The following is a 26764-nucleotide window of genomic DNA, read 5'->3' on the forward strand; positions in this document are numbered from 1 at the left end:
TCCTTACGCGCCTGACCCTAAGATCTCAACTTTTTCTATAAAATCAAATTTTCTCAGTTTATTCATTAACGTATGAATGTTTTCTTCCATTGCGGACGTGCTGATTGAGAGCGTGACATTTGCCCTGCCCTGAAGCGGAATCGTCTGGTGAATGGAAAGCACGTTGCTTCCTGAGTCAGCTACCGCCTGCAAAAGCTGTGATAATGCGCCTGACCGATCCTCCAAATGAAAGAAAAGTGTGATTATTTGTTCTTTAACCATGGTGTAAAAAGGGAAAACCGCATCTCGGTATTTGTAAAAAGCGCTTCTGCTTAAATCGACTTTCTGCACGGCATCTGCAACTGATTCAGCCTTTTTTCTGTCCAGCAGCTTTTTGACTTCAAGGGTTTTCCGCATCGCATCAGGCAGAACGTCTTCACGCACTAAATAAAATGTCTCTTCTTTCACCTGCACCCCTCCCTCTTACATCAGAGAGCCTGCATCGCAAGCTCTCCGTCTTTTTAATCAATAAATTCAAATTCAAATTCAAGAAGCCGGATGATATCGCCATCTTTAGCACCGCGTTCTCTGAGCGCTTCATCAACGCCCATTCCGCGCATCTGTCTTGCAAAACGCTTGACGGATTCGTCACGGGAGAAGTCAGTCATTTTAAAGAGGCGTTCCAGGCTGTCACCTGAAAGCACAAATGCACCGTCCGGATCACGGGTAATGTTAAATGGAATTTCTTCGTCTTCCATCGTGTACATCACGCGGTTTTCCGCCAGCTCTTCTTCATCATAGAGCGGGAATTCAGGCGTTGTTTCCAGCTGGTTGGCGACTTCAAACAGAAGATCGCGAAGCCCTTCTCTTGTCACCGCGCTGATCGGGAAGACTGGGTGGTCATCCTGAAGCTTTTCTTTAAACGCTTTAAGATTTTCAGTCGCCTCAGGCATGTCCATTTTATTCGCAACGATAATTTGCGGACGCTCCGTCAGCCGCAGGTTATATTCACTGAGCTCCTGATTAATGGTCACATAATCCTCATACGGATCACGGCCTTCCATCGCTGACATGTCAATGACGTGAACGATGACACGCGTCCGTTCGATATGACGGAGAAATTGGTGGCCTAAGCCGACCCCTTCGTGCGCCCCTTCAATCAGGCCGGGCAGATCCGCCATGACGAAGCTTCTTCCGTCATCTGTTTCCACCATGCCCAGATTCGGAACAAGCGTTGTAAAATGATAATCGGCGATTTTCGGCTTTGCTGATGAAACGACAGACAGAAGCGTAGATTTTCCGACGCTCGGGAAGCCGACGAGACCTACGTCTGCAAGCACCTTCAGTTCAAGCACGATATAGCGCTCTTTTCCGGGCTCTCCGTGCTCTGACAGCTGCGGTGCCGGGTTGGCCGGTGTCGCAAAGCGGGTATTCCCGCGTCCGCCGCGTCCGCCTTTTGCGATGACGGCGCGCTGTCCGTGTTCAGTCAGATCGGCAATGACCTGTTTTGTGTCGTCATCTGTCACGACTGTACCGGGCGGAACTTTAACAACCATATCTTCCGCGTTTCTGCCGTGCTGATTTTTAGACATGCCGTGCTCGCCGCGTATCGCTTTGAAATGCCGCTGATACCGGAAGTCCATAAGCGTGCGCAGTCCTTCGTCCACCTCAAAAATGACGTCGCCTCCATTGCCTCCGTCACCGCCGGCAGGACCGCCTTTCGGCACGTATTTTTCACGGCGGAACGCAACCATTCCGTTACCGCCGTCGCCGCCTTTTACATATACTTTCACCTGATCTACAAACATAATATCCTCCGTTCTAAACCGTAAAAAACCGCTAGTTCATTCCAATTTCGGCCACACATTCATGGCCGGTCAGCTCAAATTGCATGACATCAAAGTCCTCATACCGCGATTTGCGAAATTCATCAAACACATCTGCATTAGCAATCGTTCCATGAAAATCGAGATATACAATAAGCTGTCTGTCAGGGTGATCCGTCTGCAGCGATACGGTCAGATGATTTTCACTTTCATTGCTTACCGCCAGCCCGAACAGATGAAACAGTTTTCTCATCAGGTTCGACAGCTTTTGATCATATGCCGATAAATCTTTTATTTCTCCGAGCACTTCGTATTCGAGCCTCATATAACGGGACTTCCAATTAAATGTCAAAAAGTCAAACGCCAAGTGCGGGGTTTTCAGGTTTGAGAGCTTTGATTCGTGTTTTGCATCTATGACCATTTCGTCAATTATTTCAACGACCCTGTCATACTTCTGCAAACTTAAGTTTCCTTTTATCAGCTGCAGCTTATTCATCCAATCATGACGGAAATGACCCATTAATTGGATCAGCTCATTGATCAGAGCCGCCTCGCTTACAGGTTCTTCTTGTTTCTTCGATACATCCTTCATTTTCGCACTCCCAATCGTTTAATTTCTTTTTAGGAGTCTTGATAAGTGTGTACTATGAATTATAACAGAGAAGGCTTTGTTAGAAAAACACTTGTTTTTCCTGGTTCATCATGTTCCTTTTTCGGATCGCATGCATGCGGATGCCAGGCAGAAACATTTTTGGTATCACTGCTTGGGGAACATATCCAGTGGGTATGAGAAGCTGATGTCCTCATTCAAGGCGGGGTTCACTCACGCGTCCTCTGCTTTTCATTCTTGATGTTACTCCGCTTACTGCAAAAAAAACTCCAGTCAACGACCGGAGTTTTTTGTGTCATTATTGAGCTACAGGATATACGCTCACTTTTTTGCGGTCACGTCCGAAACGTTCGAATTTAACAGTTCCGTCGATTTTAGCAAAAAGAGTGTCATCTCCTCCGCGGCCCACGTTTTCACCTGGGTAGATTTTCGTTCCGCGTTGACGGTAAAGGATAGATCCGCCTGTTACGAATTGACCGTCTGCACGTTTAGCGCCTAAACGTTTAGATTCAGAGTCACGTCCGTTCTTTGTAGAACCTACACCTTTTTTAGAAGCGAAAAACTGAAGATCTAATCTAAGCATGTAACTCACCTCCTATATTTGGTTTGCAGTCAACCGTAAGTGTTCACTGTAATCCCGTTCGATCGTTTCAAGAGAAACAATCATGCCTTCAATCAGCAGCTGCGCTTTTTGCAAAGCTTCCTGATCAGCGGATTCAGGGAATTCAAAGTAGAAATAACCCCCGTCCTCGCCTATATCAAGAATCGGTTCGAGAGGAGCCAGCGCGATAACCGCATTGACCGCTCCGAAAACGACAGCCGTGACCCCGGCGCATACGAGATCTCGTCCATGTTCAGCAAAATCGGCATGTCCCGTCATTTCAAAGGACAAAATGCCCCCGTCATTCCGGGATCTTCGAATTGTTGCCTCAATCATGCTTACGCGTTGATTTTTTCGATTGTCAATTTAGTATAAGGCTGACGATGACCTTGTTTTTTATGAACATTTTTCTTTGGCTTGTAACGGAAAACGGTGATTTTTTTCGCACGGCCTTGTTTTTCAACTTTAGCTGTAACTGTCGCGCCTGCAACTGTTGGGTTGCCGACTTTCACGCTGTCTCCGCCAACAAACAATACGTCTTCAAACGTCACTGTTTCACCTGCTTCAGCAGCAAGTTTTTCGATGTAAACAGTTTGACCTTCTTCAACTTTGATTTGTTTTCCGCCTGTTTTAATGATTGCGTACATTCTCTGCACCTCCTATTAGACTAAGACTCGCCAGCAACAGGGGGCTTTAAAGCTCTTATCACCTGTCCCGAGCGGTTGTAGCATTGGTGCTACATCCATAACATTAAAAAATATATCAGAACCAAAAGGATATGTCAATCTATTTCTAGTAAGGCAGCAGCAGGTCTTCCATGGAGGAATCTGTCCGTTTATCGGCAAAATATGCATGAAGCACTTCATTTTCATCAAGCTGGCTGAGCTTCTCGCCGGCTTTTTCAATGATAATGGGATGTTTGCAGCCCCGTTTGAATTCAGCCATGACATGCTTTACTTTGGCATCGGCCGCGACCGTCAAAGGATGCAGCATGGCGACATCGCGGTTTTTGCCGTAATATCTCTCTAAAAGAAACCTCAGCTGAATATAATGCCGCTTTCGGTATTCATCCCATAAGGAAGCCGCGAGAAAGACGAACAGCACCCATGCACTGACCTGCAGGGGGACGGCCAGTACAATCCAGCCGCAGAGCAAAAGCGCGGAAACGGCCGAAGTCTGCAGGCTGAGGAGATGCGCTTTTTGAAAAGCCATTTGTTTAGAAAAGTATAAGAACACGAACTTTCCGCCGTCAAGCGGCCAGATCGGCAACAGATTGATCAAAAGAATGGAGAGATTATAAAAGGTAAACATCTCAAATGTCTGCTGACTTGCAAAGCCGGAGATGAAAAGGAGCCAGGCTGCCGCCTGAAGCCACACGTGCTGAAGCGGGCCCGCCAGAATGACAGCAAATTCTTCTTTCAGCGGCCGGTTTCCGTGCTCTTCCACCTCAACCGTCCCGCCGAAAGGGAGCAAAAAGACGCGTTTAATGCGCCACGAAAAAAACACAGCCAGAGCAGCATGCCCCAGCTCATGAACGGATACGACCAGCAAAAGACACAAGAGCGCTTTGATGTGCCCCGTCAGAAAACCAAGCCCCATGATAATCCAAAGAAAAGGATGGACATGAATTTTGAAAAGAAGGCTGAGCCATTTATTCATCAAATGTGATCACCTGGATCGGATCTATGAATTTATCGCCATCCTGAATCGCGAAATAGTACTGGCCTTTACCTTTATCGCTGAGCTTGATCGAACCGATCTTTTTCCCTTTATCGATAAAGTCATACAATGATACGTTAACATCTTTGAGCCGGCCGTAAATGCTGCTGGTATTGTCGGCATGCTGCACCTTAACCGTCAGCCCTGTTTTTTTATCTTTGCTCACTTCCATAATGTACCCTTCTTTTACGCTGTCAATGGCTTCACTGGCCGTTTCGACAACGACGCCTTCTCCGTTATTTTGAAAGTTCTGCTGGATTTTCCCCGCGGCAGGAACGGCCATCTCCTGGCTGACCGCCACCTGACCGTCTTTCTTTTTTGTTCCCGGAGTGAGAAATGCGAGCGGGTTTCCGAAGGAGGATACAAACCAATTGTTTACGGCAGCAAACTGAAATTCTTTTTGAAAAGTCTGTGCGATCGCCGGTTTGATCTGACTCAGCGGCTGTTTGTCAGTTTTATAGGCGATAGCGGAAACCAGCACGAGACAGGCGGCCAGCAGGCATTTTAAAATAATAGAATTAGCGCTGATCAATGGATGCCGTCCGTTGAATTCGGGCGGATGTTCCGTTTGATATTCATAGTTCGGAAGAAGCCCGTGCTTTTCCTGCTCCTTGGACGTCTGCCATGCGGGAGGCTTCTGCGTCTGGGCGTTATGCACGAAAGTCCGTTTTGATTCTGGGCGCGGTTTTCTCCTTTTGGCCAGTCTTTTTCTAATTTCATCAGCTCTGTGACTCATCGCTATCATCCTTTGCAATCGTTGGGTTTGTACATCCTATGCCTTGTCCATTGCAAATATGCGCCCTGTTGAAAAACAAAAAAGACCTGATAAGCTGGGCTTCATCAGATCTTTGTATTCTAGTATATTTATGATCGCACGCCGAAAAATGACTTAATTTTCGCCATCATCCCTTTTTGCTGCTCTTCAAGCACCTGCAAAGGAACGGATTCTCCTAAAATGCGCCGGGCGATATTGCGGTAAGCAATGCTGGCGCGGTTTTTGGAATTCATGGCAATCGGTTCGCCGATATTTGAAGCTCTGATCACTTCATCATCGTCAGCAACGATCCCGAGGAGATCAATAGACAGATGATGAACAACCTCATCCACATCCATCGTATCACCGTTTTTCACCAGGTGATTTCTGATGCGGTTGACGATGAGGCGCGGCGGTTCGATATCTTCCTGCTCCAAAAGTCCGATAATGCGGTCAGCGTCCCGCACTGCTGATATTTCCGGCGTCGTCACCACAATCGCCTTATCAGCTCCGGAAACGGCATTTTTATAGCCTTGTTCAATTCCGGCCGGACAATCAATAATGACGTAATCAAATTCCTGCTTAAGCTCCTGCACAAGCGATTTGATCTGCTCAGGGACAACAGCCGTTTTGTCGCTTGTCTGGGCAGCCGGCATTAAATGAAGCAGATCATCAAAACGTTTGTCTTTGACAAGCGCCTGATGCGTCTTGCATCTGCCTTCAATTACATCTACTAAGTCGTAAATAATTCTGTTTTCAAGACCCATTACGACATCAAGGTTGCGCAGTCCGATATCTGTGTCTACCAAACAGACGCGCTTCCCTAAAATGGCTAAGGCGGTACCGAGGTTTGCAGATGTTGTTGTTTTACCTACTCCGCCTTTTCCCGAAGTTATTACGATAGCCTCACCCAATTTCACATTCCTCCCTCAAGCCTTGTTAGATCAGGTCTTAAATGAGCCAATTGCTGAAGGCGTTCAATGACCATATTTCCGTCAGTATCTAAATAAGCACATTCCATGTCGTTCCCTTTTTGAATGTGGTCTGGGGAGCGATTTAACACGTGATTGATCCTCAATTGTGTCGGCATCATTTCGGATGCGGCGATCACAGCCCGGTTATTTCCGTTATAACCCGCATGGGCAATCCCTTTTAATGAACCGAGAACAAATATATTTCCTCCGGCTCTGATCGTACCGCCGGGATTCACATCTCCGATTAAAAGCAAATCTCCCGTGACATGAAGCACCTGACCTGAACGGACAATTTTAGAAACAGAAACAATTTCCTGCTCCTCTTTCATCCGCTTCGCTTCTTCTTTGGCGATGACTTCACTGTCAATTGAATGCACGACTAAATCTTTCTTTGACGCGATCAGTTCAGTAAGCTGCTCTGCCTGTTCCTGATACAGATACCGATGCCCGAGTTTAATATGAACACTGATTTTTTGGCCTTTGCCATCAGTATATTGTTCAATTGACAGCATATTTTGAAGACCATCAAGTAGCTCATCAAAAGAACACGCATCATCAAGATGTAATGTTAAGCCGTTTTTTGTTCCTTTTATTGTTACATATTGCTGCTTTTTGGTCTTCATCAATGTTCACCTCAACAACATACTCTTTTCGTCAAAAAAAGATAAAATCCTTTTTACTCATCTCTTAATTCTTTCTTCAGACTTATATAAAACAGCCTAAAGGGCAGGACTAATATAATGGCTCCCGCAATATTCAGCACAGCAGTCGGCAAAAACCGCTGAATGACAAAATCGTTAAACGTCATTGTACCGCTGCGGATTAACGTCTGAATGCCGTAGACGTAAAATTCAAGCACACATACGCTCAGCACAGCGACCAGAATGACCATCAGGGCGTTTGTCTGCAACACCTTAAACGCTTTGGCCGCCAGGTAGCATAAACCGGCAAAACCAAACATATAAACGCCTAAAACACCCGTATAATTGATGTCATAAAGGAGTCCGAAAATGAAACCGTAGATCACCGCATGCTTTTGGTTGATATAAGCGGACATAAAAATCAGCGCGAGCAAAAGAAAGTGCGGAACGACCTGCTGCTCGTCGGAAACGAACGGAAAATGCACCAGATCTGTATAGATGCTTTCCGCACAAAAGACCACAATCATAATCAAAGGGAGAAGGAAACGTTTCACGATCCTTCCTCCCCTGTTGCTACGCTTCGGTTCACGACGATGACATGGTCGAGATCATACAGATCCGCAGCCGGTTTAACGTAAGCGATTTTCGTCAGGCCGTACGCATCCGATTCTACATCTGTTACTTCACCGACCGTCAGCCCTTGAGGAAATACGCCGCCCGTTCCGGAGGTTTCCACAAGGTCGCCTTTTTTCACTTCACGTTTGTCATCCGGTTCAAGGATGGTCATTTTGAGAGTCTGCTTCTTTTTGTCATACCCCTCAATTAAACCGTAGCCTTTGCTTCCCTTTTTGCCGGAGATTTTGGTGGCCACTCTGTTATTGCGGTCAACATCGCTCAGCAGCTGAACGGCGGATGTGAAACTGTTGAGTCCGCTGCTTTTGATCTTCCCGACAAGCGCACCCTTTTCGTTTGTGACAGCCATGTCCTTGGCCACTTTCTGCTTCGTTCCCTTATTGATCATGATCTGCTTGTACCATTGATCAGGATTTCTGGCGATAACGGTCGCTAAAATCGGTTCATAGTCGGAAATCGACTTGACATGCCCGAGTTCATCACGCAGCTTCTTGTTTTCATCTTTGAGTTCTTGGAGCTTCGCTTCATATTGCGTCTGTCCGTCCAGCTTTTGTCTTAAGCGTTCGTTTTCTTTGTACGTGTTTTTCAGGTCTTTTATGTCCCCGAAGAACCCTGCAAAATATTCGGCAGGCGTGTGAAAAATATTTTGAAATACTCCCGTCGTATCACCGATCAGCTTTTCAGGCCAGGTGGTATTACGGCCGTTCTTCAGCGAGAATCCAATCATAGCCACCAATATGATAATACACAGAAGTAATAGCATTAACCGTTTATTCGGCATCGTGATACACCTCTTCTATTTAACTCCTGATTATCTTGTTTTTCCTTTGAAAAGATGGATGTGCTCCAGTGCTTTTCCCGTGCCGATCGCAACACAATCCAGCGGATCTTCAGCGATAAGAACAGGCATTTTCGTTTCGTCGCTGATGACCTTGTCGAGATTGCGGAGCAGGGCGCCTCCCCCTGTTAACACAATACCTCTGTCCATAATGTCAGCGGCCAGCTCAGGCGGTGTTTTTTCAAGCGTGCTCTTCACCGCGTCAACAATTGAGAGAACTGTATCACGCAGCGCATTTGCAATTTCAGTTGCCGTAATTTCGATCGTTTTCGGCAGACCTGTCAGGAGATCGCGGCCGCGGATTTCCATTGACGTATTTTCTTCACCGGTTTCCGCTGAGCCGATTTCCATTTTAATGGCTTCCGCAGTACGGTCACCGATCATCAGATTATATGTTTTTCTGATATAGCTGATGATTGAGTCGTCCATTTCGTCACCGGCTACGCGGATTGACTGAGACGTGACAATGCCTCCTAAAGAAATGATCGCCACTTCAGTTGTTCCGCCGCCGATATCAACGACCATGCTGCCCGTCGGCTCCCATACCGGAAGATTCGCGCCGATTGCTGCCGCAAACGGTTCTTCAATCGGATAAGCGTCACGTGCGCCAGCTTGTCTTGTCGCGTCGATAACCGCCCGTTCTTCAACGGCAGTAATACCTGACGGCACACACACCATAACGTACGGCTTTCTCGCAAACAATCCTTTATTTTTCACAGCCTGATTAATGTAGTATTTCATCATTGTCGCAGTTGTTTCATAATCAGCGATAACGCCGTCTTTCATCGGACGGAGCGCAACCACGTTGCCCGGAGTTCTTCCGATCATGTTTTTAGCATCGTTACCGACCGCAACGATTGATTTCGTATCCGTTTGCAGAGCAACCACTGACGGCTCTCTCACTACGATTCCTTTACCTTTAACAAACACAAGCGTATTCGCAGTTCCCAAATCTATACCAAGGTCTCTTGTACCAATTCCGAACATATGTATGTATCTTCCTTTCTTAAAGCAAAAATACCCTAAAGGGAAAAACTCATAAAATCTATTATATCTTAAATCAACGAAAAAAAAAGTGTTACAAATATCCTTTTTCCTTTAAACTCACAAATTTTTTGTCACCAATGACCAAATGATCCAGCAACTCGATGCCGATTAAATTTCCGCACTCAAAAAGCCGTCTAGTTACTTCTATATCTTCCCTGCTCGGTGTGGGATCTCCTGAAGGATGATTGTGAACGCAAATGAAGGACGCGGCGGATCGTTTGAAAGCTTCTTTAAACACCTCCCGCGGGTGGACAATAGATGAATTCAGACTTCCGATAAAAATGGTGCGTTTATGAATGACTTGATTTTTGGTATTTAAATATAAACAGACAAAATGCTCTTGGGATAAAAAGCGCATATCCTCCATCACATACTTCGCCCCGTCTTCGGGAGAACGGATGACGCAATGCTCTCCGGCGGATGTCTTATGAATACGGCTCCCCAGCTCAATTGCAGCAAGGATCTGAACGGCTTTCACCGTGCCGATTCCGGGGATGCTGGAAAGCTCCTGGGCAGAAGCGCCTTTTAACAGGCGCAGCCCGTCAAACGTCCGCAGCAGCCGGTGAGAGAGATTCATGACGGACTCATGTTTCGTTCCCGTCCTCAGCAGAATGGCGAGCAATTCATTGTTAGAAAGATGTTCGGCCCCGCAATGCAGAAGCCGCTCTCTCGGTTTTTCTTTTTCGGGGAAATCTCTTAATTTTAACGGCAGATCACGGATGATCAACCCCTCCTTGTTCCCCTTCCCGGTTTGAACATCAAGCTTTTATATTAAATTCTTTCAGGGCTCTCATTGTTTTAGCGACAGGCAGCCCGACGACAGAATAGAAATCACCGTCTATTTTTTTCACTAAAAGCGCGCCTTTTCCTTGGATGCCGTATGCACCTGCTTTATCCATCGGTTCTTTTGTTTCAATGTAGAGCTGTATTTCGTCTTCACTGAGCGGCCAAAATGTCACTTCCGTCTTGTCACAGAACGTTTCTTTCCGGTCATGCGTCTGAATGCTGACCGCCGTAATGACTTGATGGCTTCGGCCGGAAAGCCTCCGCAGCATGTGTGCCGCTTCTTCTCTGTCACGCGGTTTGCCGAGGCATTCACCGTCTATGCACACCATCGTGTCAGCCCCGATAACGACTGCATCGGGATTTTCGGCCAATACAGCACCGGCTTTTTGCTCGGCCAAACATTGGACGTTTTCTTCCGGCGAAAGGTTTCGATTTAATTTTTCATCTGTGCGGCTCGCAATAATGCTGTAAGGAATCTGAAGAAGATTAAGGAGTTCTTTTCTTCGCGGAGATTGTGATGCGAGTATTAAGCGTTTTGTCATGATTGTCATCCTTTCAGGGTTTGCTTAAGAAAAAAAGATACTCGTCTATCCTACCAAATCAAGCGGACAACCACAATTTCAGAAAAATAACTTTTTGATGACAAAATAAAAAATCCCGCCGCATGACGGGAGAAAGAAATATTATTTTACAATGCTTAAAAGCTCTTTCTGGGCTTTCCAGCCGGATTCGGAACCGGACGTTTCCAGTTCTTTCAGCGCTTGAAGGACGGCCTCTTTCTGCTTTTTGTCAGCGGCGGCTGCGCCGTCTGCCGCTTTGGCTGCTTCAGCCACATCTGATTTTGAAATATCTTTGCCGGTAATTGCTTTGGCCGAGAGCTCAGATGCTAGTTTAAAAGAGTCTTCCAAGCCTGAATCGACCGCAAAGCTGAGCTCTTTTCCGCCCCATGCCTCAAAATCATGGTCTATCAGCGCCTGACCCAATTGCTGTGATAAGCTTTTTTCCGCTGCAAGACCGGCGATCACGTATGTGTATCCGTCTTCTTTTGCCAGAGAGACGGCCGAGTAACCTTTTTCAGTCAGCTGGTCAACGAGCGTTTGCGCTCCTTTTTCTGATGAAAATTTACCGGCCTGCACCGCATATGTTTTATAGTTTCCCTCTGACTCTTCCGCATTTCCTGTGGCGCTTGTTTCTTGCTTGTCTTTTGATACATCTCCCGCTTTCACCGTCTGCCCTTGTGAACCTTTGTCGGCGGAAGCTGGAGCAGCGGCTTCTTTACTTCCCGACATATTTAAGGCGACGAGGCCGAGCCCGGTGCCTAAAACAGCCGCAACGGCAATTGTCGTGACCGCTTTTTTTACGGGAGAAGACGGCTGCTTCTTTTTCGGAAAATGAGGGCCTGTGTTTTTCTTTTGATATGGCGGGACGACTTTCGGGTCATCTTCAAATACCTCCTGATTCTTCTCATCATCCCAATTGAAATCTTCTTCCTTCGGATCTTCATGGGAAGCTGCGATCTCCTGCTCCGCCTTCTTTGTTTCTTCCCAATTTGAAAATGTGACGGTTTTCTCCCCGCCTTCATTCACATCTTCTTGTCCATACATCGTTTCTTCTTTTCCGTTAATCGTTACTTTAAGGGCATTGTTTTTGGCTTTGCTGTTCTTTTTGCTCTTCCTTTTTTTCAACGTCTCTTCCCCCTTGCATTCGTCTTGGCCGTACCTTGAACTGATCATGGTTCACACTTTAGCATAGGCGAAAAAAAAAAGAACAAGACTTTTGTCGTCTTGTCCAAAAAACGTTCGCCAAATTTTTCAAGCTCCTCCGGAAGCGAGTTTGATGTAAAACGAAAACAGTTCTTCACCGTATAAATAACTCACAGCGCTCCCGGCCGCGATGGCGGGCGCAAACGGGAAAGGCTGCTTTTTACCAAGCCTGCCGCCCGCTGCGGCGCACATCCCGTATACGGCTCCGATTATAACGGAAAGAAAGAATGCAATGAGTACGAGCTTCACGCCGAGCGCAAGGCCGATGACCCCAAACAGTTTCACATCACCTGCACCGATGCCTCCTTTACTGACAAACATAATAAAAATAAGCAGAAAAAATCCGCAAACGGCTCCGGCAAACCCCGCATACCATGAATCCAGCGGAGAAAAAATACGGCCGACGATGAGAAGCGGCAGAAAAAACAGCAGAACCTTGTCAGGAATCAGCATATATTGCAGATCTGTCACGGTAACAATCATTAATAGAGACAGAAATAACAGCGCGACTAACAGTTCTCTTGAGAAACCGAAATGAATACCGGCAGCCGTAAATAAACATGCCGTCCAGCATTCCGCCGCCGGATACATAATCGACAGCTTCCCACGGCAGTTTCTGCATCTCCCTTTTTGCAGGACATAAGAAACGACGGGCACCAGCTCACCCCAGGAGAGCGGCAGGCCGCAAAAGGAACAGGATGAGCGCGGCGAAATAACCGAGATCCGAAGCGGGATACGGCACGCTGCTGTATAAAAAAAAGAACCGAAAATCAAACCGAGCAAAAACAGAATCAAAAGCACTCAGACCACACCTTTTCTATCAATCTGGCTCAGATTGTAGCATAGAAAAACATCATGCCTGAAATGGCTGAAACTATATTTTCCTCATAAAAACACCCGGCAAAACCGTAAAATGGTTTGCCGGGTATCCGAAGAGCTGTCAGATAAGCCGCTTTCTCATTTCTGAAATAAAATATAAGGATCCGGTAATGATGATGACATCATCCGTTCCGTCTTTTTGCTTAATCCATTCTGTCACACTGTCCGGGTTTTCATCGAAGCTTTTGTTCGCAAGACTGCTTGCATTGTAAAGGTCTTTTGCGCTTGAAGCACGCGGAAAATCAAATGATACAAAATGAATGGAGTCTGCTTCGGTTTCAAGCTTTTTAATCATTTCCTGATACGGTTTGTCTTTTAATGCGCTGAATACGACATGGATGTTTTTATCAGCAAAGCGCTGCCTGATCGTTTCTGTCAGCGTTTCAACGCCCTCTTCGTTATGCGCACCGTCTGCAAATACTAAAGGGCGGCTTTGAAGCCGTTCAAATCGGCCCGGCCACGAAGCCTTTTTCAGACCGTTTCGCAATGCTTCTTCAGAAATGGCGGCGACTGTCAGGCGATTCAGCCATTCAGCGGCCAATATCGCCAATGCCGCATTCTGCCTCTGATGAATGCCGATCAGCGACGTTTGAATGTTATCATAGCAGTTCGTTTCCGTTTCCAGCGAAAAGCTTTCACCGTACGGAAGCGCCGCTTCATTAAAAAGTCTGCACGTTTTATATAGCGGCTGGCACGGAGCCTGCTTCTTTTCGGCTTCCGCTTCAATAACGCCGAGTGCTTCCGGCTGATTGACGCCCGTTATGACAGGAATGGCTTTTTTGATAATACCGGCTTTCTGCCCGGCGATCTCCTCGATGGTATTGCCTAAAATCGCCATATGATCATGCCCGATACTTGTAATGACCGACAAGAGCGGTTTCACTATATTGGTTGAATCAAATGTGCCGCCCAGCCCCGCTTCAAAAATGACAAAATCGATATCATCCCGCTTCGCAAAATATAAAAATGCACACGCTGTAATGATTTCAAATTCTGTCACCGTTCCGGCATCGGTCTTATCGAGCTCATCGACTATCGGTTTTATTTCATTAACGAGCGCTCTCCATTCCTCATCAGAAATCGGCGTGCCGTTAACGCTGATACGCTCATTGAACGTAATGATGTAAGGAGATGTGAATGTGCCGACCGTATAACCGGCTTCCTGAAGCACGGATCGGATAAAAGAGACGGTTGATCCTTTACCGTTTGTGCCCGCCACATGAATGGCGCGGATGTTCTTTTCCGGGTGTTCCAATTTTTCCATCAGCCTTTCCATACGGAGAAGGCCCGGCTTAACGCCGAACTTGAGTCTGCCGTGAATCCAGCTGATCGCTTCTTTGTACGTCTTAAACAATGAAATCCCCTCTTTTATACGACAAGGCGGTTTCTTAGGAAACCGCCCCGCTGGTTTATCAGCCTTTCAGCTCTGCAATCCGCTGCCGGACAGCTTCGCGTTTCGCCGTGTAGTCTTTCTCTTTTGCGCGTTCTTCTTCAATGACATGCTCAGGAGCTTTTTTAATGAATCCTTCGTTGCCGAGTTTTTTCTGAACGCGTTCGACTTCTTTTGTCAGCTTGTCGAATTCTTTTTGCAGACGGGCGATTTCCTCATCAATGTTAATCAGCCCTTCAAGCGGCAGAATGACTTCCGCTCCGGTAACGACTGCTGTCATCGCTTTGTCTGCCGCAGTGATATCCGTCCCGATTTTCAGCGTGCTCGGATTCGTGAAACGCTCAACGTAAGAACGGTTCTTCTCAAGGCGGCCGGCAATGTCTTCCGTAGATGTTTTAATGTAAAGCTCAACCTGCTTGCTCATCGGGGTGTTGACTTCGCTCCGGATATTGCGGACAGAACGGATTAATTCAACAAGCAGTTTCATATCAGCAGCCGCCTCTTGATCCGTATGTTCCGGCACCGGAACCGGCCAAGAGCTGATCGTGATTGACTCGCCTTCATGAGGAAGGTGCTGCCAAATTTCCTCCGTTAAGAACGGCATAAACGGGTGAAGAAGGCGCATCGTTTGGTCAAGCACGTACGCCAGGACAGAGCGGGTTGTTTTCTTCGCCGCTTCATCTTCACCGTACAGCGGAAGCTTCGCCATTTCAATATACCAGTCGCACACATCGTCCCAGATAAAGTTATACAGGTGGCGTCCGACTTCTCCGAATTCATAACGGTCCGCAAGCTGGGTTACATCTTCAATCGTTTCATTCAGTCTTGTGAGAATCCACTTATCAGCAACTGATTTCTCACCGGACAGATCAAGCTCGTCATACGTCATGCCGTCCATGTTCATTAAGGCAAAACGGGAGGCGTTCCAAATTTTATTTGCGAAATTCCATGTAGATTCCACTTTTTCATAGCTGAAACGGAGATCCTGCCCCGGTGAACTTCCGGTTGCCAGGAAATAGCGGAGGGAATCCGCTCCGTACTTGTCGATGACATCCATCGGATCAACACCGTTCCCAAGGGATTTACTCATTTTTCTGCCCTGCTCGTCACGGATTAAGCCGTGAATCAGCACGTCTTTGAACGGGCGCTCACCGGTAAACTCAAGACCTTGGAAAATCATCCGGGATACCCAGAAGAAGATGATGTCATACCCTGTCACAAGAACATCGGTTGAGTAATACCGCTTAAAGTCTTCAGCGTTTTCATCAGGCCAGCCCATTGTAGAAAACGGCCAAAGCGCGGAGCTGAACCATGTATCAAGCACGTCTGAATCCTGTTCCCAATTTTCGCTGTCTTCAGGCGCCTCAAGGCCGACATACACTTCTTTGGTTTCTTTATGATACCAAGCCGGGATGCGGTGGCCCCACCACAGCTGACGGGAAATACACCAATCACGGATGTTTTCCATCCAGTGGAGATACGTTTTCTCGAAACGGTCAGGAACAAAGTGAACTTTCTCTTCTTTTGACTGAAGGTCAACCGCCGCATCTGCCAGCGGCTGCATTTTGACAAACCATTGTGTGGACAGGTACGGCTCAACAACGGCGCCGCTTCTCTCACTGTGGCCGACAGAATGCATATGGTCTTCGATTTTAAAGAGAACGCCTGTCTCCTGGAGATCTTTGACGAGTTTTTTGCGGCATTCAAACCGGTCCATGCCGTTATATTCGAGCGCTTTTTCATTCATTGTTCCGTCTTCATTCATGACAAGAATCCGCTCTAAATTGTGTCGGTTTCCGAGTTCAAAATCATTCGGGTCATGGGCTGGCGTGATTTTAACGGCTCCAGATCCGAATTCCATATCAACATAATCATCGCCGACGATCGGAATTTCGCGGTTTGTAATCGGCAGAATCACCGTTTTACCGATCAAGTGCTTGTAGCGCTCATCTTCAGGATGAACCGCGACAGCCGTGTCGCCAAGCATCGTTTCCGGACGGGTGGTCGCGATTTCAATTGAGCCTGAACCGTCTGCTAACGGATAGCGCAAATGATAAAACGCGCCCTGTACGTCTTTGTAAATCACTTCAATATCGGATAAAGCCGTTTTTGTGGCAGGGTCCCAGTTGATGATATATTCGCCTCTGTAAATCAAGCCTTTTTCGTACAATTTGACGAATACTTCACGCACGGCTTTGTTCAGCCCTTCATCAAGAGTGAAACGTTCGCGCGAATAATCGAGTCCAAGTCCCATTTTGGCCCATTGGCTGCGAATGAAATCAGCATACTCTTCCTTCCACTTCCATGTTTCTTCAAGAAATTTTTCGCGTCCAAGGTCATAGCGGCTCGTGCCCTGTTCGCGGAGTTTCGCTTCGACTTTTGCCTGAGTGGCGATGCCGGCATGGTCCATCCCCGGAAGCCAGAGCACGTCATAGCCCTGCATGCGTTTCATACGCGTAACGATATCTTGCAGCGTCGTATCCCACGCATGACCGAGGTGAAGCCTGCCCGTCACGTTCGGCGGCGGAATGACGACAGAATACGGCTGTTTCGTTTGATCGCCGCCCGCTTCGAAATATTTTCCTTTCAGCCAAAAATCATAGCGGCCTTTTTCTATCGCAGACGGATCATATTTTGTCGGCATTGTTTGTTCGTTTGTATCCATAATAACCCTCCAGCATGTTTAGAAATGGCTGAGCAACTAAAAAAGAGCCTTCATCCTGATAAAGGACGAAAAGCTCTTTCGCGGTACCACCTTTTTTCATGAACAGATCTGTTCATGCACTTAAACGGATAACGGGTGCGGCCCGAATTTCTCTACTGTATGTTCAAGAAATTATGCTCCCGGGCGACCTTCCAATGAGACGGCATAAGAAGCCTTTCAGCACAGTAGCTTCTCTCTCTTCATGCGTCTTTCTTGTACTCTTCCCGTTCAAAGCAGGTGTATTCTATCAGCTCATGATCTTATTTATTATGTTCTTTATTATAGTAAAAGTGTTTTTGATTCGTCAATCATCTTTTCCAAAAACCGCTGCCGTCATACATAAATGGGCATGCACCCCGCCCTTTTCCGCACATACGATACAAAGAAAGGCGAATGTGAGGAGGAATTGCCGTGAAAAAAAGATTCAATTCTTATTCGCTCCCCCAGTGGGCCAGACAGGTCCGCCTTGTATCCGCGCAAGTCATTATACCGATTACGATCTTTCAGGGAATCAGGACGATTTTCTTTCCGACGACTTTTGATGTCCTTCTGCTTGCCATCCTGCTGTTTTTAGCGTGCGCCCTGCATTTGGAATGGATATAAAAAAACGAGTCCCGTTATGAAGAGGACTCGTTTTCCGCCTTTATTTTTTTCTCCTGCTCAATCTGATACACCTTCATGAGAAATGGTTCAACATTTTTCATCTGCCAAAACGCCCTTAATAATTGCGAGCACTCTTCTTTTTCAGAGCCCCTTTGAGCGGTCTGATACCGTTTCAGCACTTTGTACATGCCGGACGGATAAGCCATATAGCTGAGAAACAGGCTGATTTCCGCTTCACGGAGCGGAAATGATTTATGATACGTATAAAACCAGTCAAGACACTCCGGACACGCTTTCGGATAGCTTCTGAACAATCTGGAATAAAAGCCGAGCAGATCATTTTGCGGAGGGCCCAGCGCAGCTTTCTCGAAATTGGTGAAAAAGCCCGCTCCCACGTCATTATATAGAAAATGGCGGCTCGATAAGCTGCCGTGATTGATCACCGCTCTCGTCTTATCAAGATCCTTTGCCGCTTCGAACCACTCCTCCAGACGCTCCAGAGCAAAATTGACGGCGGACACCGTTTCTGTAAGATACGTAACGGCCTGCAGTTCAAAAGGAGAAAGGTACCACTCTTTTTCCGCCCGGTCGGCAAATTGTTCATAGACGAGCTTATCATTTTCCCAATCTCTTTTCGTTACTTCATAAAAGCCGCTGATATCTTCAGTACTGATTTGGATGTCCCGCACGGTCGCGGAGTGGAGCTTCGCAACCTCTTTAAAAAGGTAAACATGCTTTTGATCCAGTTCTTCTTCCTGATCGTACTGAAGCCAAGGCATTAAATAATAAGAATCCTCCGTCTGGCTTCCGGCAAAAAAATCGCCTGCATGCGTGCGGTAGATCGGAACAAATGAACGGTAGCCTTTCTCCTCAATCTCAATCATATGATCCGTAAAATCATTGCTGCGGGCCGGCTTGAGCTGTTTCAAAGCAAAAATGCCGTGGTTTGAGTAGACTTTCCATACATGCGGGCTGACAGGCTCAATATACTCAGCCGCCAGCCCGTATTCCTGAAGCACTGATTGGACTGCTTCCATTCCATTCACCACATTTTTACGGCCTCTTTGTGCTTACGCATGGCTGTTATTATATTCAGGTATATACAGAAGCTGACCTTCTTCAAGCTCGTCATCAAACGATAAAGAATTCGTTCTGATAAGCTGCTGGGATGTGATGTCATATCGTTCGCACACCCGATCGATTGTATCTTGCTGCTGTACAATGCAAATTTTCATTCTCGAAAACTTTTCTTCTTCTCTTGTAAATAATTTTGTCAAATAATGAGAGTTGTCATTTTCCTTCTGATCCGTTTTCGGTGCCGGTTCTTCATTCTCTCTTTCGGACTTAAGCGGCTCAGGCCGTTCAGATGCCGCCGGTTCTTCAGGCGGCAGTTTGGAAAACTGAAAAGACAAATCAAGAGGTTCCCCGGTTTCCTCCTCCGGCTGCGCCATCTTCCTTACCTCAATTTCAAACCCTTCATCAGCCTGGGTTTCTTCCTCAAGAAACTTAGGAGCGCTGTAAAATTCCTCTTCCCGCGGTTCCGGAACGAACTCGCGATAAGCGGGCTCCTGTTCTTCTTCAAAAACCGCAGGCTCCTCTTCGTCTTCTGTCTCCTCTTGATCACTCTGACGGAGAAGCGGTTCGGCCTCTGGCTGCTCTTCTATTTCAAGGGCGGGCTGTTCCTCAACCTCTGTTTTTTCTGCATGCGGGGTCAGAGTAAAAGCAGGGGAAACCGGTTCAACATCATCCTTTGGCTCTTCCAGCACTTCCGCTGCATCATCCTCAGATACAGGCTCATTCCTTTCAGCCGACATGATTGCAGGCTCCTCAGCTTCTTCCGGCTCTTCTTCGTCTTGGACGGCAGCGGGAGGAGGAGGCTCAGTAATTGAAACAGGTTCCGGCACCTCTTCCAGCCTCAGAACAGGGGCGGTTTCCTCATCCTCCTCTTTTTCTTCTTCCTCTTCCTGCCTGAGTATAGGCGGAGTCTCTTCCTCATTCTCCACGGTTTCTTGTATTGCTTCTTCTTCCGATACACTCAGCGGCTCTTCAGGAATCTGACGTATCATTAATTCTGGTTCATTTTCTTCCTCGGAACGATGTTCAGCAAGATTGATCATTTCTTCTCTGGAAAATTCAGGCGCCACATACAGAGGGATTTCCGGCTCTTTTGGCTCGGTTTCCTCAAGCAGTCCTTCAATTGCCAAATCAGCCTGAATGGTTAAGATTCTTGAATCCGTCAACTGATAATCAAAGGCATCAATAAAAACGAAAACATCATTGAGGTGGCTCACTTTATTTTTCGGAATCGTGATGTCTACCGGGAAACAATGAAGGAGCTCTGCAGTGCCATCCTCCCTTGCCCTCACTTCCTCTACATGTCTCAGCTCTCTATCAAGCTCTTCGAAATGACTGCTGTGATCTATGTTGTACTCGCCAGTAAGTTCTAATGATCCTTTAATTGAGACATAATCATTTACTTCCTGCACCCTGATATCAGGGTCTAATGAAATCGAAAGTAATTCAGAAACTTCCTGTCCTTTTTGGAAACAGATTGATTCTTCAACAGAAAATTGCAACCGGTGATTATGCGGCAAGTTCATATCCTCCTTTCATCTAATCCATACAATTAGATGTCACTAAAGGTGTATGCCGCAATCCGGATAAATATGATAAAGGAGGCATTGAAAAAAGCCGATACAAGACTTGCTTGCATCGGCTTTTCGGTATCAGCGGCTGATAGTCTGGAACACTTTCTCAGCGGCTTGAATGGTTTTTTCAATATCCTCCATTGTATGCGCAGTGGAGAGAAACAATCCTTCAAATTGAGACGGCGGAAGAAATACGCCTGCGTCAGCCATCCCTTTATAATATTTGGCGAACAGCTTTAAATCAGATGATTTAGCTGTTTCATAGTTAATGACAGGCTCATTTGTGAAAAAGAATCCGATCATTGAGCCCGCACGGTTAAACGTGTGCGGAATGCCATGTGCTTCAGCGGCTTTGGAAATGCCTTCTTCAAGCATATCGCCTTTTTTCACAAATTCTTGGTAAGATTCAGGTGTGAGCTGCTGTAACGTCTCAAGTCCCGCTGTCATGGCAAGCGGATTTCCCGACAATGTTCCCGCCTGATAGATCGGACCGCTCGGAGCGATTCGTTCCATGATTTCGGCTTTGCCGCCATACGCACCGACAGGAAGACCGCCGCCGATGACTTTGCCGAGACACGTTAAGTCAGGCGTCACGCCGAAATATCCTTGCGCACAGTTATAGTCCACGCGAAAACCGGTCATGACTTCATCAAAAATTAACAGCGCGCCATTTTGTTCCGTGATGTCACGAAGCCCTTGCAAAAAGCCTTCCTGCGGCGGAACAACGCCCATATTGCCGGCTACCGGCTCAACAATGACCCCGGCGATATCTTCACCGTACTCACGGAATGCGAGTGCAACGCTTTCCAAGTCGTTATACGGAACGGTAATCGTATTCATCGCGATTCCTTCAGGCACACCCGGGCTGTCAGGAAGGCCGAGTGTCGCCACCCCGGATCCCGCTTTGATCAGCAGCGAATCACCGTGGCCGTGATAACACCCTTCGAATTTCAAAATTTTATTGCGGCCGGTATATCCTCTTGCCAGACGAAGAGCGCTCATTGTCGCCTCTGTTCCGGAGCTGACCATCCGTACGATTTCAACAGACGGCACACGGTCAATGACCAATTTGGCCAGTTCGTTTTCCACTTCAGTAGAAGCTCCGAAACTTGTTCCGTTTTCCGCGACCTTTTTCAGGCTTTCAACGACGCGGTCGTTGGTGTGGCCCAAAATGAGCGGACCCCAGCTCAGCACATAGTCGATATATTCATTGCCGTCAATATCAAAAATTTTCGATCCTTTGCCGCGCTGCATAAAAATCGGGTCCATATCAACTGATTTAAATGCGCGCACCGGGCTGTTCACTCCGCCCGGCATCAGTTTCTGTGCTTCTTTAAAAGCGGATTTTGATTTTTCATAGTTTCTCATCTGCCTCAGCTCCCGTCAAATGAAATTCTTATTCAGCAAGCCATTTTGCTGCGTCTTTTGCATGATACGTCATAATGAGGTCGGCACCTGCACGTTTCATGCTCGTTAAAATTTCAAGCACCATTTCTTTTTCTTTAATCCAGCCGTTTTGGGCTGCAGCTTTCACCATAGAATACTCCCCGCTTACATTATAAGCGACCAGCGGCAGGTGATGGCGGTTTTTCACATCACGCATAATATCTAAGTATGACATAGACGGTTTGACGATTAAAAAGTCAGCGCCTTCTGCAGCGTCTGATTCAGCCTCACGGAGCGCTTCCAAGCGGTTGGCCGGATCCATCTGATATGTTTTTCGGTCGCCGAACTGCGGTGTGCTGTCAGCCGCGTCGCGGAACGGACCGTAAAATTCACTTGAATATTTCACGGCATAGGACATGATCGGAATATTTGTGAATCCTTCTTTGTCAAGCGCTTCTCTGATCACTGTGACAAAACCGTCCATCATGTTTGAAGGAGCGATGATATCAGCGCCGGCTTTAGCCTGGCTGACGGCTGTCTGCGCCAGCAGTTCAAGCGACTCGTCATTCAGGATTACTCCGTCTTTCACAACGCCGCAATGGCCGTGATCCGTATATTCACAGAGGCATGTATCAGCGATTACGATCATTTCAGGATAATGCTTTTTAATTTCAGCAATCCCTTTTTGCACAATGCCGTGATCGTGAAAAGCCTGAGTTCCGCAGTCGTCTTTTTCTTCCGGCACGCCGAAAACGATGACCGACTTAATGTCGAGTGATATGAGCTCAGCCATTTCATCCTTTAATAAATCGAGTGACACATGATAAACCCCCGGCATGGAAGGAACTTCTTTTTTTCCTTCAAGCCCTTCAACGACAAATAAAGGGTAAATAAAATCTGAAGGGTGAAGGCGTGTTTCTCTTACTAAATCTCTCATCGCAGCGTTCGCGCGCAAACGGCGGTGTCTGTTAAATGTTTGATTCATCATTATCTATCCTTTCCCGACATGCTGCACATGACGTCCAGCATGCCTTCAATCGTATAGGTGTCAGGCACATGGGATGAGATCCCGTATTCCAATAGCGCTTTTTCCGTCAAAGGGCCGATGCTGATATAGCTCGCACCGCTGTTTTCCAAAGTTTTTTTTTCGTCTCCGACCGCATGCATAAACGTATGCACCGCCGAAGAACTGGTAAACGTAATAAAATCAAAATGAGAGCGGGATGCAGCCTGTCTCAGCTCGTCCATTCCTTTTTCATCCTGAATGGTATTGTACAGCACCCATTCCCTTATTTGATAGCCAAGCGGCTCAAGCTCCGCTTTTATGACATCGCGTGATAAATTGCCCTTTATCACTGAAATGGGTTCGGCAGCTGATGCGTGCCGCTTTAATGTATCAGCCAGACATTCAGCCACATACTCATCAGGCATCGCATCCGTCCCGGCTCCCCGCTCTTTAAGGGCGCGCGCAGTCTTTTCACCGACGGCTGCGATTTTTTTCCGTCCCGAAAGCGCAAGGCCGTGCTCATCGAGGTAGGAAAAAAAGAACCGGACACCGTTTACGCTTGTAAAAACAAGCCACCCCGGCTCAGAAAGGTCTTCCCGGAGACTGTCCGCACATTCACCCGGGAGCGCTTCCTGAAAAGCGATCAGCGAAGCGGAAACAGCCGTTCCGCCGAGCGCCTCCACTTTTTTTCGGAACGGGGCGGCCTGTCTTTTGTTCCGGGTGACAAGCACGGTCTTTCCTTGTAAAGGAAGGTCATTTGCCATCCTGATCGAGCTCCTGTTTTACGCTGTCGATTAATGCTTTGGCTCCTTTTTCAGACATCATCGCCGCACAGCGTTTCCCGATTTCTTCCGGATCATGTCCCGCCGCTGTTTCTTTATAAATCGTCTTACCGTCCGGAGACGCAACAAGACCGACCAATTCAACCTCATCCCGGTCATTGACGGACGCATACCCGGCAATCGGCACTTGGCAGCCGCCTTCCATCGCGTGCAAGAAAGCCCGTTCGGCTGCCACCGTGCGTTTCGTATACTCATCGGTGAATTGCGCAAACAGCTTCAAAAGCTCCTCATCCGACTCTCTGCATTCAATGGCAAGAGCGCCTTGGCCTACCGCAGGCAGACAGCGGTCCGGTTCGAGGAATTCAGATACGACATCATCTTTCCAGCCCATTCTTGAAAGACCCGCAGCAGCTAAAATAATAGCATCATAATCTTCCGTCTCAAGCTTTTGAAGTCTCGTATCTATGTTGCCTCTGATCCATTTAATAGTAAGATCAGGGCGCTCAGCAAGAATCTGGGCGCTTCTTCTTAAACTGCTCGTGCCGATGATGCCGCCTTCTTTTATGTCGTCCAGCTTTTGATGCCCCTTGGAAATCAGCGCATCACGCGGGTCCTCACGTTTCGGTATGCAGCCGATGACCAGACCTTCAGGCAAAACAGCAGGCATGTCTTTCATGCTGTGGACCGCCATATCAATCTCCTGATGTAACAGCGCCTGTTCAATCTCTTTGACAAACAGACCTTTGCCGCCCACTTTTGACAGTGTGACATCAAGGATGCGGTCGCCTTTTGTGACAATCTCCTGAATTTCAAAGTTATACGAAGGATTCAATTCCTTTAGTTTGTTAATCACCCATTTTGTCTGGGTCATAGCCAGTTTGCTCCGTCTGGAACCTACCTTAATCGTTCTCATTTTCTTTCCTCCCGAATCTGTTTGGCGCGTGACGTTAACTGAACCAATGGAATTGCGATAGGCTTCCGAGCAGGAAGTAATTAATCATCAGCACGAGAAAACATGCTGAATTCCATAACGCCGCCACTTTTCCCTGCAGTTCCTTAATCATTCTGATATATAAATAGTAGCTGTATAAAAGCAGCACAATAAACGAGCCGAGCACTTTTGAATCAAACCAGTACAGCGTTTCCAGAGACACATACGCCCAGATTACGCCTAAGATCAAACTTAACAGCAGCATCGGAACTCCGATGACATTCAAAACGTAAGCCATATAATCAAGTTTTGACAAATCTTCAATTCTCAACAGCCATTTTCCCCATTTTTTCTTCTTTAATAAAGAATATTGAAATTGATAAAGAAGCGAAAAGACAAAAGAAAGGGAAAAGGCGCCGTATGAGAGAATCGCCATTGTGATATGAATGACCAAAAGCTCTGAGACCAGCTGGCCGGAAAAAGCTGCCGAATGCTGATCAGTCGGTGAAAACGTGTGGATCGCGATCATCGAGAAACCGATGACATTCGTGAAAAACACGATAAAATCAACCCGCAGAATCTGCGTGACAACAAGTGAGAGCGTAACAAGCACCCACGCATAAAAGTAAAGGGCCTCTGTAATATTTAAGACCGGAAATCTCCCCGTCTGCCACATAAAATAAGAAAGATAGACGGTTTGCAGAGTCCAGACAATAGAAAGCAACCAGAAGGCCATTTTCCCAGCCTTCCGGTTGTGTTGAAGAAAATCTATAAAGTAAAAAAGGACGCTTACTGCATAAATAACAATTGTCGCTTCATTAAGTCTTGCCATTGCTGTATCAATCATACAGCGCTCACTCACTTACAAGCGGACGTAAGCCCGTTTTTGCTTCTGCCTTTTGAAACGAATGAACCGTCTGGCGGTTATCCAGGCTTTTGTCCAGCTGGCGGCCGGCTTCATCCTCAATATCGAAAATCTGCATAAACAGCTTCAGCTTTTCCTCGGAATCCGCTTCAGCCGCAAGCTCTTTCGCTTTCAGAATCGGGTCGCGCAGCATCTGGTTAATGATGCTTTTCGTATGTTTGCTGAGCAGTTTTTTCTCTCTTACCGTCAGATTAGGCAGCTTGCGCTCAATGCTCTGCATCGTATCGGACTGGATGGACAGCGCCTTTTCACGCAGCGCCGAAATGACCGGCACGACGCCGAGCGTATTAAGCCACTGCTTAAATTCAACAATTGCCGCTTCAATGAACAGCTCGACTTTTTCAGCGGTTTCACGGCGTTCTTTTAAGTTGGCTTCAACGATTCCTTCAAGGTCATCAATATCGTACAGGAAAACACCTTCAAGATCGTTCAGCGCAGGATCAAGGTCTCTCGGCACAGCGATGTCCACCATAAATAACGGGCGGCCCTTCCGCTGTCTGCCCGCTCTCTCCATCATATCTTTAGACACGACAAAATCACTCGCGCCTGTCGAGCTGATTAAAATATCAGCTTCAGCAAGTGCATGTTCAAGCTGGTTTAAGCTGCGAGCTTCTCCGGAGAAACGGTCAGCAAGCTCTTTTGCCTTCAAAAACGTTCTGTTGATGACCGTTACTTTGCCGATGCCCTGTCCGTGCAGGTTTTCTGCGGCGAGCTCGCCCATTTTCCCCGCACCGAGAATCAAAATGTGCTTATTTGACAGAGAGCCGAAGATTTTTTTCGCGAGTTCAACGGCCGCGTAACTGACGGAAACGGCATTGGCGCCGATATCGGTTTCAGCATGCGTGCGTTTGCCGACAGTCACCGCCTGTTTAAAGAGCTCATTGAAAATGGTGCCGATTGTCTTTTCTGTCTGCGCCGTTTTAAAGCTCGAACGGACCTGGCCGAGTATTTGTGTTTCTCCGATGACCATGGAATCCAAACCGCACGCCACACGGAATAAATGCTCGATCGCCGCATCGCTCTCATAAAATTTCAGAAACGGAGACAGCTCTTCTTTCGGCAGCGAGAACCATTCGGATAAAAATGTCTTTATATAATAACGGCCGGTATGAAGCTGGTCGACCACCGCATATATTTCAGTTCGGTTGCAGGTTGACACGATAATGTTTTCAAGAACACTTTTTTCTTCTTTTAAACGGAGCATCGCTTCTGCAAGCTCATCCGGCTGAAAACTTATTTTTTCACGTATTTCAATGGGGGCGGATTTATAATCTACTCCCACTACAAGAATATGCATAGCCGTTCATGCACCCCCGTACATCGCAATTTATTTATAATC

The 26764-nt window shown here is 47.0% G+C and carries 28 protein-coding genes and 2 other annotated features; of the genes, 1 reads left to right on the top strand and 27 read right to left on the bottom strand.

Annotated features, from left to right (window positions below; translation table 11 throughout):
- Nucleotides 1-3: 3 nt before the first annotated feature.
- From thrR to BAMF_RS33675, 19 genes are all read right to left on the bottom strand, one after another.
- Nucleotides 4-447, bottom strand: coding sequence for a transcriptional regulator ThrR (thrR, locus tag BAMF_RS33585; RefSeq protein WP_007408173.1), 444 nt, complete (start codon nt 445-447; stop codon nt 4-6).
- 53 nt (nt 448-500) lie between these two features.
- Nucleotides 501-1787 carry a GTPase ObgE gene (gene obgE / locus BAMF_RS33590; RefSeq protein ID WP_013353054.1) on the bottom strand — a complete coding sequence of 429 codons (1287 nt, stop codon included), beginning with the start codon at nt 1785-1787 and terminating at the stop codon, nt 501-503.
- 31 nt (nt 1788-1818) lie between these two features.
- Nucleotides 1819-2397: a sporulation initiation phosphotransferase B gene (locus BAMF_RS33595; RefSeq protein ID WP_013353055.1), complete on the bottom strand. Its 579-nt coding sequence runs from the start codon at nt 2395-2397 to the stop codon at nt 1819-1821.
- A 316-nt stretch (nt 2398-2713) separates the two neighbouring features.
- The gene (gene rpmA / locus BAMF_RS33600; protein WP_003152662.1) at nt 2714-2998 is read right to left on the bottom strand and encodes a 50S ribosomal protein L27; all 285 of its coding nucleotides are present in this window, start codon (nt 2996-2998) and stop codon (nt 2714-2716) included.
- A gap of 12 nt (nt 2999-3010) precedes the next feature.
- Nucleotides 3011-3352, bottom strand: coding sequence for a ribosomal-processing cysteine protease Prp (locus tag BAMF_RS33605; protein ID WP_038462961.1), 342 nt, complete (start codon nt 3350-3352; stop codon nt 3011-3013).
- Nucleotides 3353-3354: 2 nt separating this feature from the next.
- Nucleotides 3355-3663: a 50S ribosomal protein L21 gene (gene rplU / locus BAMF_RS33610; RefSeq protein WP_003152660.1), complete on the bottom strand. Its 309-nt coding sequence runs from the start codon at nt 3661-3663 to the stop codon at nt 3355-3357.
- A gap of 13 nt (nt 3664-3676) precedes the next feature.
- Nucleotides 3677-3750: a sequence feature (ribosomal protein L21 leader region), on the bottom strand.
- A 58-nt stretch (nt 3751-3808) separates the two neighbouring features.
- Complete coding sequence (locus tag BAMF_RS33615; RefSeq protein WP_013353057.1) at nt 3809-4675, bottom strand: site-2 protease family protein; 867 nt, start codon at nt 4673-4675, stop codon at nt 3809-3811.
- Nucleotides 4668-5471, bottom strand: a complete 804-nt coding sequence (locus BAMF_RS33620) for a M23 family metallopeptidase (protein ID WP_013353058.1) — start codon at nt 5469-5471, stop codon at nt 4668-4670. The genes BAMF_RS33615 and BAMF_RS33620 overlap by 8 nt, the downstream gene beginning before the upstream one ends.
- A 128-nt stretch (nt 5472-5599) precedes the next feature.
- Nucleotides 5600-6403: a septum site-determining protein MinD gene (gene minD, locus BAMF_RS33625; protein ID WP_003152655.1), complete on the bottom strand. Its 804-nt coding sequence runs from the start codon at nt 6401-6403 to the stop codon at nt 5600-5602.
- Nucleotides 6404-6405: 2 nt separating this feature from the next.
- Nucleotides 6406-7086 carry a septum site-determining protein MinC gene (gene minC / locus BAMF_RS33630; protein ID WP_013353059.1) on the bottom strand — a complete coding sequence of 227 codons (681 nt, stop codon included), beginning with the start codon at nt 7084-7086 and terminating at the stop codon, nt 6406-6408.
- Between the two features lie 53 nt (nt 7087-7139).
- Nucleotides 7140-7658, bottom strand: a complete 519-nt coding sequence (gene mreD, locus BAMF_RS33635) for a rod shape-determining protein MreD (protein WP_014470782.1) — start codon at nt 7656-7658, stop codon at nt 7140-7142.
- Nucleotides 7655-8518, bottom strand: a complete 864-nt coding sequence (gene mreC, locus BAMF_RS33640; protein ID WP_013353061.1) for a rod shape-determining protein MreC — start codon at nt 8516-8518, stop codon at nt 7655-7657. The genes mreD and mreC overlap by 4 nt, the downstream gene beginning before the upstream one ends.
- Nucleotides 8519-8548: 30 nt before the next feature.
- Nucleotides 8549-9562 (bottom strand): cell shape-determining protein MreB, encoded by a 1014-nt coding sequence (gene mreB / locus BAMF_RS33645; protein ID WP_013353062.1) that lies wholly within the window; start codon nt 9560-9562, stop codon nt 8549-8551.
- Nucleotides 9563-9653: 91 nt separating this feature from the next.
- The gene (gene radC / locus BAMF_RS33650; RefSeq protein WP_013353063.1) at nt 9654-10349 is read right to left on the bottom strand and encodes a RadC family protein; all 696 of its coding nucleotides are present in this window, start codon (nt 10347-10349) and stop codon (nt 9654-9656) included.
- Nucleotides 10350-10380: 31 nt separating this feature from the next.
- Complete coding sequence (locus tag BAMF_RS33655; protein WP_013353064.1) at nt 10381-10950, bottom strand: Maf family protein; 570 nt, start codon at nt 10948-10950, stop codon at nt 10381-10383.
- A gap of 141 nt (nt 10951-11091) precedes the next feature.
- The gene (locus BAMF_RS33660; RefSeq protein WP_013353065.1) at nt 11092-12093 is read right to left on the bottom strand and encodes an SPOR domain-containing protein; all 1002 of its coding nucleotides are present in this window, start codon (nt 12091-12093) and stop codon (nt 11092-11094) included.
- 126 nt (nt 12094-12219) lie between these two features.
- Nucleotides 12220-12972, bottom strand: coding sequence for a prepilin peptidase (locus BAMF_RS33665; protein ID WP_013353066.1), 753 nt, complete (start codon nt 12970-12972; stop codon nt 12220-12222).
- Between the two features lie 139 nt (nt 12973-13111).
- Nucleotides 13112-14404, bottom strand: coding sequence for a bifunctional folylpolyglutamate synthase/dihydrofolate synthase (locus BAMF_RS33670; protein ID WP_013353067.1), 1293 nt, complete (start codon nt 14402-14404; stop codon nt 13112-13114).
- Nucleotides 14405-14462: 58 nt separating this feature from the next.
- Nucleotides 14463-17105, bottom strand: a complete 2643-nt coding sequence (locus BAMF_RS33675; protein ID WP_013353068.1) for a valine--tRNA ligase — start codon at nt 17103-17105, stop codon at nt 14463-14465.
- A 58-nt stretch (nt 17106-17163) separates the two neighbouring features.
- Nucleotides 17164-17385, bottom strand: a binding site (T-box leader).
- Between the two features lie 170 nt (nt 17386-17555).
- On the opposite strand from BAMF_RS33675, the gene BAMF_RS33680 reads away from it, so the two are divergent.
- On the top strand, nt 17556-17747 hold the full coding sequence (locus BAMF_RS33680; RefSeq protein ID WP_013353069.1) for a hypothetical protein: 192 nt from the start codon (nt 17556-17558) through the stop codon (nt 17745-17747).
- Between the two features lie 14 nt (nt 17748-17761).
- On the opposite strand, the gene ysxE is transcribed toward BAMF_RS33680, so the two are convergent.
- From ysxE to hemA, 8 genes are all read right to left on the bottom strand, one after another.
- On the bottom strand, nt 17762-18784 hold the full coding sequence (gene ysxE, locus BAMF_RS33685) for a spore coat protein YsxE (RefSeq protein WP_013353070.1): 1023 nt from the start codon (nt 18782-18784) through the stop codon (nt 17762-17764).
- A 33-nt stretch (nt 18785-18817) separates the two neighbouring features.
- The gene (locus BAMF_RS33690; protein WP_013353071.1) at nt 18818-20341 is read right to left on the bottom strand and encodes a LysM peptidoglycan-binding domain-containing protein; all 1524 of its coding nucleotides are present in this window, start codon (nt 20339-20341) and stop codon (nt 18818-18820) included.
- 132 nt (nt 20342-20473) lie between these two features.
- Entirely contained in the window at nt 20474-21763 is a 1290-nt protein-coding gene (hemL, locus tag BAMF_RS33695) for a glutamate-1-semialdehyde 2,1-aminomutase (RefSeq protein ID WP_013353072.1), read from the bottom strand.
- A 28-nt stretch (nt 21764-21791) separates the two neighbouring features.
- The gene (gene hemB / locus BAMF_RS33700; RefSeq protein WP_088030568.1) at nt 21792-22766 is read right to left on the bottom strand and encodes a porphobilinogen synthase; all 975 of its coding nucleotides are present in this window, start codon (nt 22764-22766) and stop codon (nt 21792-21794) included.
- Nucleotides 22767-22768: 2 nt separating this feature from the next.
- On the bottom strand, nt 22769-23551 hold the full coding sequence (locus BAMF_RS33705; RefSeq protein ID WP_013353074.1) for a uroporphyrinogen-III synthase: 783 nt from the start codon (nt 23549-23551) through the stop codon (nt 22769-22771).
- Nucleotides 23541-24482 (bottom strand): hydroxymethylbilane synthase, encoded by a 942-nt coding sequence (hemC, locus tag BAMF_RS33710; protein WP_013353075.1) that lies wholly within the window; start codon nt 24480-24482, stop codon nt 23541-23543. Before hemC ends, BAMF_RS33705 begins: the two co-directional genes overlap by 11 nt.
- A gap of 34 nt (nt 24483-24516) precedes the next feature.
- On the bottom strand, nt 24517-25347 hold the full coding sequence (locus BAMF_RS33715; protein ID WP_007408154.1) for a cytochrome c biogenesis protein: 831 nt from the start codon (nt 25345-25347) through the stop codon (nt 24517-24519).
- Nucleotides 25348-25354: 7 nt separating this feature from the next.
- Complete coding sequence (gene hemA, locus BAMF_RS33720) at nt 25355-26722, bottom strand: glutamyl-tRNA reductase (protein ID WP_013353076.1); 1368 nt, start codon at nt 26720-26722, stop codon at nt 25355-25357.
- Nucleotides 26723-26764 lie beyond the last annotated feature (42 nt).

The organism is Bacillus amyloliquefaciens DSM 7 = ATCC 23350 (assembly GCF_000196735.1).
In the GTDB taxonomy this organism is placed as follows: Bacteria; Bacillota; Bacilli; order Bacillales; family Bacillaceae; genus Bacillus; species Bacillus amyloliquefaciens.

Excerpts from the sequence above, each read along its gene's own strand:
- obgE (WP_013353054.1), bottom strand. The coding sequence starts at position 1,787 with ATGTTTGTAGATCAGGTGAAAGTATATGTAAAAGGCGGCGACGGCGGT.
- hemC (WP_013353075.1), bottom strand. The coding sequence starts at position 24,482 with ATGAGAACGATTAAGGTAGGTTCCAGACGGAGCAAACTGGCTATGACC.
- BAMF_RS33620 (WP_013353058.1), bottom strand. The coding sequence starts at position 5,471 with ATGAGTCACAGAGCTGATGAAATTAGAAAAAGACTGGCCAAAAGGAGA.
- rplU (WP_003152660.1), bottom strand. The coding sequence starts at position 3,663 with ATGTACGCAATCATTAAAACAGGCGGAAAACAAATCAAAGTTGAAGAA.
- BAMF_RS33615 (WP_013353057.1), bottom strand. The coding sequence starts at position 4,675 with ATGAATAAATGGCTCAGCCTTCTTTTCAAAATTCATGTCCATCCTTTT.
- rpmA (WP_003152662.1), bottom strand. The coding sequence starts at position 2,998 with ATGCTTAGATTAGATCTTCAGTTTTTCGCTTCTAAAAAAGGTGTAGGT.
- BAMF_RS33675 (WP_013353068.1), bottom strand. The coding sequence starts at position 17,105 with ATGGATACAAACGAACAAACAATGCCGACAAAATATGATCCGTCTGCG.
- hemB (WP_088030568.1), bottom strand. The coding sequence starts at position 22,766 with ATGAATCAAACATTTAACAGACACCGCCGTTTGCGCGCGAACGCTGCG.
- ysxE (WP_013353070.1), bottom strand. The coding sequence starts at position 18,784 with ATGGAAGCAGTCCAATCAGTGCTTCAGGAATACGGGCTGGCGGCTGAG.
- hemL (WP_013353072.1), bottom strand. The coding sequence starts at position 21,763 with ATGAGAAACTATGAAAAATCAAAATCCGCTTTTAAAGAAGCACAGAAA.
- BAMF_RS33605 (WP_038462961.1), bottom strand. The coding sequence starts at position 3,352 with ATGATTGAGGCAACAATTCGAAGATCCCGGAATGACGGGGGCATTTTG.
- mreB (WP_013353062.1), bottom strand. The coding sequence starts at position 9,562 with ATGTTCGGAATTGGTACAAGAGACCTTGGTATAGATTTGGGAACTGCG.
- BAMF_RS33715 (WP_007408154.1), bottom strand. The coding sequence starts at position 25,347 with ATGATTGATACAGCAATGGCAAGACTTAATGAAGCGACAATTGTTATT.
- BAMF_RS33705 (WP_013353074.1), bottom strand. The coding sequence starts at position 23,551 with ATGGCAAATGACCTTCCTTTACAAGGAAAGACCGTGCTTGTCACCCGG.
- BAMF_RS33655 (WP_013353064.1), bottom strand. The coding sequence starts at position 10,950 with ATGACAAAACGCTTAATACTCGCATCACAATCTCCGCGAAGAAAAGAA.
- BAMF_RS33595 (WP_013353055.1), bottom strand. The coding sequence starts at position 2,397 with ATGAAGGATGTATCGAAGAAACAAGAAGAACCTGTAAGCGAGGCGGCT.
- minC (WP_013353059.1), bottom strand. The coding sequence starts at position 7,086 with ATGAAGACCAAAAAGCAGCAATATGTAACAATAAAAGGAACAAAAAAC.
- mreC (WP_013353061.1), bottom strand. The coding sequence starts at position 8,518 with ATGCCGAATAAACGGTTAATGCTATTACTTCTGTGTATTATCATATTG.
- hemA (WP_013353076.1), bottom strand. The coding sequence starts at position 26,722 with ATGCATATTCTTGTAGTGGGAGTAGATTATAAATCCGCCCCCATTGAA.